The sequence below is a fragment of the Streptomyces sp. NPDC038707 genome, from assembly GCF_040636485.1.
GTDB lineage: Bacteria > Actinomycetota > Actinomycetes > Streptomycetales > Streptomycetaceae > Streptomyces.
In genome coordinates this window covers 1-3,895 of record NZ_JBEZUP010000082.1, presented here as the reverse complement: position 1 = coordinate 3,895, position 3,895 = coordinate 1, and the positions used below count along the sequence as shown (strand labels likewise).

At 70.7% G+C, this 3,895-nt stretch carries 2 protein-coding genes and 1 pseudogene; 1 reads left to right on the top strand and 2 read right to left on the bottom strand.

The window, feature by feature from the left end; translation table 11 throughout:
• Positions 1-101: 101 nt before the first annotated feature.
• Positions 102-1,706: a helix-turn-helix domain-containing protein gene (locus tag AB0E62_RS39815; protein ID WP_362205970.1), complete on the bottom strand. Its 1,605-nt coding sequence runs from the start codon at positions 1,704-1,706 to the stop codon at positions 102-104.
• A gap of 303 nt (positions 1,707-2,009) precedes the next feature.
• Between AB0E62_RS39815 and AB0E62_RS39810 the strand changes: the two genes are divergently transcribed.
• A complete protein-coding gene (locus AB0E62_RS39810; RefSeq protein ID WP_362205967.1) occupies positions 2,010-3,560 on the top strand; it encodes an aldehyde dehydrogenase family protein in 1,551 nt (516 codons plus the stop codon).
• A gap of 81 nt (positions 3,561-3,641) precedes the next feature.
• Here AB0E62_RS39810 and AB0E62_RS39805 read toward each other — a convergent pair.
• Positions 3,642-3,895: pseudogene (locus AB0E62_RS39805) on the bottom strand (Fe-S oxidoreductase); the annotation flags it as partial.

The following is a 3,895-nucleotide window of genomic DNA, read 5'->3' as shown; positions in this document are numbered from 1 at the left end:
CTCATGGAACAGCACACCCTCCAGAGCGCCGACCACCTCATCGAAACCCTCGAAGAACGCGGCCTCTGGAAGGACGAAACCACCTCCTGAACCACGTCGGGTCAGTGGATGCGCAAGGCGCGCATGCGGTTGTAGAGCGTGGACCGGCTGACCCCCAGCGCGCGTGCCGCCTGGAGCCGGTTGCCGCCGGCGGCCTCGATGGCGGCGACGATGACCTCGCGCTCGGCCTGGCGCAGCGGTGAGCTGGGGGCCGGTACGCCTCGGTGCGAGGCGGGCAGGTCGGAAGGGACGATGTCGCCCGCCGAGCGCCTCCCCGCGACGTACCGGACCACCCGCCGCAGTTCGGCGAGATTGCCGGGCCACGGCTGCGCGGCCAGCACCCGCAGGCTGTCGGCGGTCAGCCGGGCCCGGCCGGAGCCCGCCTCCTCGGCCAGCATGCCCTGCGCCAGCCGGGGGATGTCGTGCCTGCGGCGGCGCAGGGGCACCAGGTCGCGCCGCGCGTTGCAGAGCGCCGCCAGCGGCGCGTGCACGCCTTCGAGATGCTCACCGGGCGCGGAGGTCAGCACGGTCCTGCGCCGTGAGGTGCGCACGCACTTCACGACCAGCGTGGTCACCTGCTCGCTCAGCAGCTGGATGTTCTCGATGACCACCGGGTCCCCCGCGCTGTCCAGCAGGGCCGCCATGTTCCTGGCCCAGACCTGCTCGCCCTGCCACACGGAATCGGTCGCGTCCAAGACGTAGGCGTCGGCCCCCGCGACCCGCAGCGCCTCGGTGGTACGCCCGCTTCCCGGCTCACCGACCACCAGCAGCGGCCAGCCGGCGGCGATACCGGTGCCGTCCTCGCCCCGGCGGCCCGGCCGGTCCGCCACGATGTCGATCAGCGCCCCGTCGGCGCCGTCGACCGGCACGCACCTCAGCCGGACCGTCCGCCCGGAGACGAGGGTCAGGCGATGGTCCGCCGCGCGGGAGCACATGCCCTCGACGCACGCCTGGACGGCCGCGTGGTCCGCGGGCTCCAGCAGGGCCAGCGCGGCCGGAGTGGCCAGGACGATGCCCTGCCCGACCACCATGACCGGCCGCCGGGGAGAGCGGGCGGCGGTCTGGAACGCCGCCAGCAGCCGATGCTGGGCGCGGGTCGCGTTCAGCTGGAGCCGGTCCTCGATGTCCCGGACGATGCGCCGTGCCAGGGAGGCGAAAAGCGGGTGCTCCTCTCCGCAGAGGGCACCGATGTTCACGACACCCTCCGTCCTGCGGGTGATCGGATGGATGATCGGATGCCCGTAGCAGGCGAAGCCGCGGAACGCCGTCATGAAGTGATCGGTCCCGCGGACCAGCAGGCCCTTGCGGGTTTCCAGGGGTGTCCCGACCGCGTTGGTTCCCACCTGCTCCTCGCCGAACCGCACACCGGGGGCGATGCCGAAGGCGTCGAGGGCCTTGCCGAACGCCCCGTCACCGCAGCGGACGTCGATGATGTGTGCCTCGCGGTCGGCCAGCACCAGTGCGCACCGGGCGTCGTCGAGTTCCGCCTGCCCCCGGTCCAGTACCGGACGGGCGGCCCGGACGAGGATGCCGTCACCGGCCACCGACCCCTGTGTCAGGACCGGCGCGCGGTCCTCGTTCAGGCCGTTCAGGCGCGACCGGCTCCAGGAGGACTCGATCTCGGGGCGTACCCGCCCCGTACGTGGATGCTGGGCAGTGCTGTACACGCAAGGTCACCTCTTCCCGCCGGAGACATCGTCTCGACACGCACGGGGTCTGCCGGCCGCATGGAAGGAACGGCCGGACAGCTTTCAGCATCATATATCCCGTGTGGTCAGGGTCAGGGACAAGACGGCGGCTCTCTGTCCGTCGACCCGGGCCGCCCATTTGACGCGCCTGGTCGTGGCAGTGGGAAGGCCAGGGAGCGGAAGTGTCCAATTCTCTGGACACCCCCTCCCGGCGTTCCTTCCTAGGGTGAATCGCAGCCGCCGGAGAGGTTTCGGCGACGCATCGGACAAAGCTAGGAGTGCATGGTGGCGACTCCCGTCGACGGCCCCGCCGAGAACAGGCAGGGCATCCCGCATTACCGCATGTTCATCGCGGGTGAATGGGTGGACACCCCGGAGAGCTACGAGGTGATCAACCCCGCCACGGAGGAGCTGGTCGCCACGGCGGCCAAGGGCGACATCAGGCACGCCGACGCCGCGGTCGCGGCCGCCAAGCAGGCGTTCGAAAGCGGCGCATGGCGCACCACCCCGCCGACCGAGCGGGCCGCCGTGATCGACCGGGTGATCGCGGCACTGTCCAGCCGGATCGATGAGTTCACCGAGATCGGCTCCCGGGAGTGCGGCTTCCCTCAGCGCCTGTCCCAGGCGATCTGTGTGGGTTTCCCGCTCATGCACATGCAGCACTACGCCGACCTGACCCGCCGCTACGAGTGGGTGAGCCCGGGCCCCGTGGCCGGCGCCGTGCTGAGCGCCAGCCAGATCCGCCGCGAGCCGATCGGCGTCTGTGTCGGCATCGTGCCGTGGAACTTCCCCCTGGTGCTGGTGGTCTGGAAGGCGATCCCGGCGCTCGCCGCCGGCAACAGCGTGGTGATCAAGGTCGATGAGAAGACTCCGATCGCCGCGCTCGAACTGGCCCGGATGCTGCGTGACGCCGGTGTGCCCGACGGCGTCTTCAACGTGGTGACCGGCGACGGCGAAACGGTCGGCGCCCACCTCGTGGCCCACCCCGACGTGCGCAAGGTGTCGTTCACCGGCTCCACCGCGGTCGGCCGGAAGGTCATGCGCGCCGCCGCGGACACCATCAAGCGGGTGACCCTGGAACTCGGTGGCAAGGGCCCCAACATCGTGCTGGACGACGCCGACCTCGACGCGGCCGTCGACGGTGCCGCCTACGCCTTCCTGCTGCACGCCGGCCAGGCGTGCGAGTCGGGGACCCGGCTGCTGCTGCCGTCCTCCCTGCACGACGAGTTCGTACGGCGCCTGGTCGAGCGGCTGAAGACGCTCAAGATCGGCAACCCGCTCGACCCCACCACGGACATCGGTCCGGTCATGGGCCCCGGGCAGCACAAGCGCATTCTCGGCTACATCGAGAAGGGCCAGAAGGAGGGCGCCACCCTCGTTCACGGCGGCGGCGTGCCCACCGGCCCCGGTTTCGAGAAGGGTTACTGGATCGAGCCGACGGTCTTCACCGACGTGCGCAACGACATGTGCATCGCGAGCGAGGAGATCTTCGGCCCCGTCCTGTCGGTGCTGCGCTACGACTCCATCGACGAGGCCATCAAGATCGCCAACGACACCGAGTACGGCCTGTCCGCCGGTGTCTGGAGCCAGGACGTGCCCCGCGCGCTGGAGGTGGCCCAGCAGCTCCAGGCCGGCAGCGTCTGGATCAACGACTGGCACAACATCTCCGCCCACCTGCCCTTCGGCGGCTTCAAGCAGAGCGGCACCGGACGCGAACTCGGTCCGCACGCCCTCGACGAGTTCACCGAGGCCAAGGCCGTGACCGTCGACCTCACCGGCAAGGTCGAACGGCGCGCCTACGGGCTCGTGCTGGGCACGCCCCACAACGCCTGAACCGACAAGGTGCGGCCGCTCGGTGAACCACCGAGCGGCCGCACTGCTGTGTACCGGGTGTCGTCCAGGCCCGGGGAACCGTCACCTCACCGGCGACGGTTCCGGGGCAGGCTCGCTGTCCGCCTCGCCCGCCGGGTCGGCCGGCGTCTTGACGGAGTCGAGCAGCAGCTGGGCCACGTCCACGACCTGGACGGACTCCTTCGGCTTGACGCCCGCGGCGGAGCCGCTTTCGGCCGCAGCCTTCTTGCCGTTCACCGAGTCGGTGAGCATGACCAGGCAGAACGGGCAGGCGGTGGAGACGATGTCGGGGTTGAGGGAGAGGGCCTCGTCGACGC

Bases quoted from the DNA above. Each gene is read 5' to 3' on its own strand.
- AB0E62_RS39810 (WP_362205967.1), top strand. From the start codon at position 2,010: ATGGTGGCGACTCCCGTCGACGGCCCCGCCGAGAACAGGCAGGGCATC.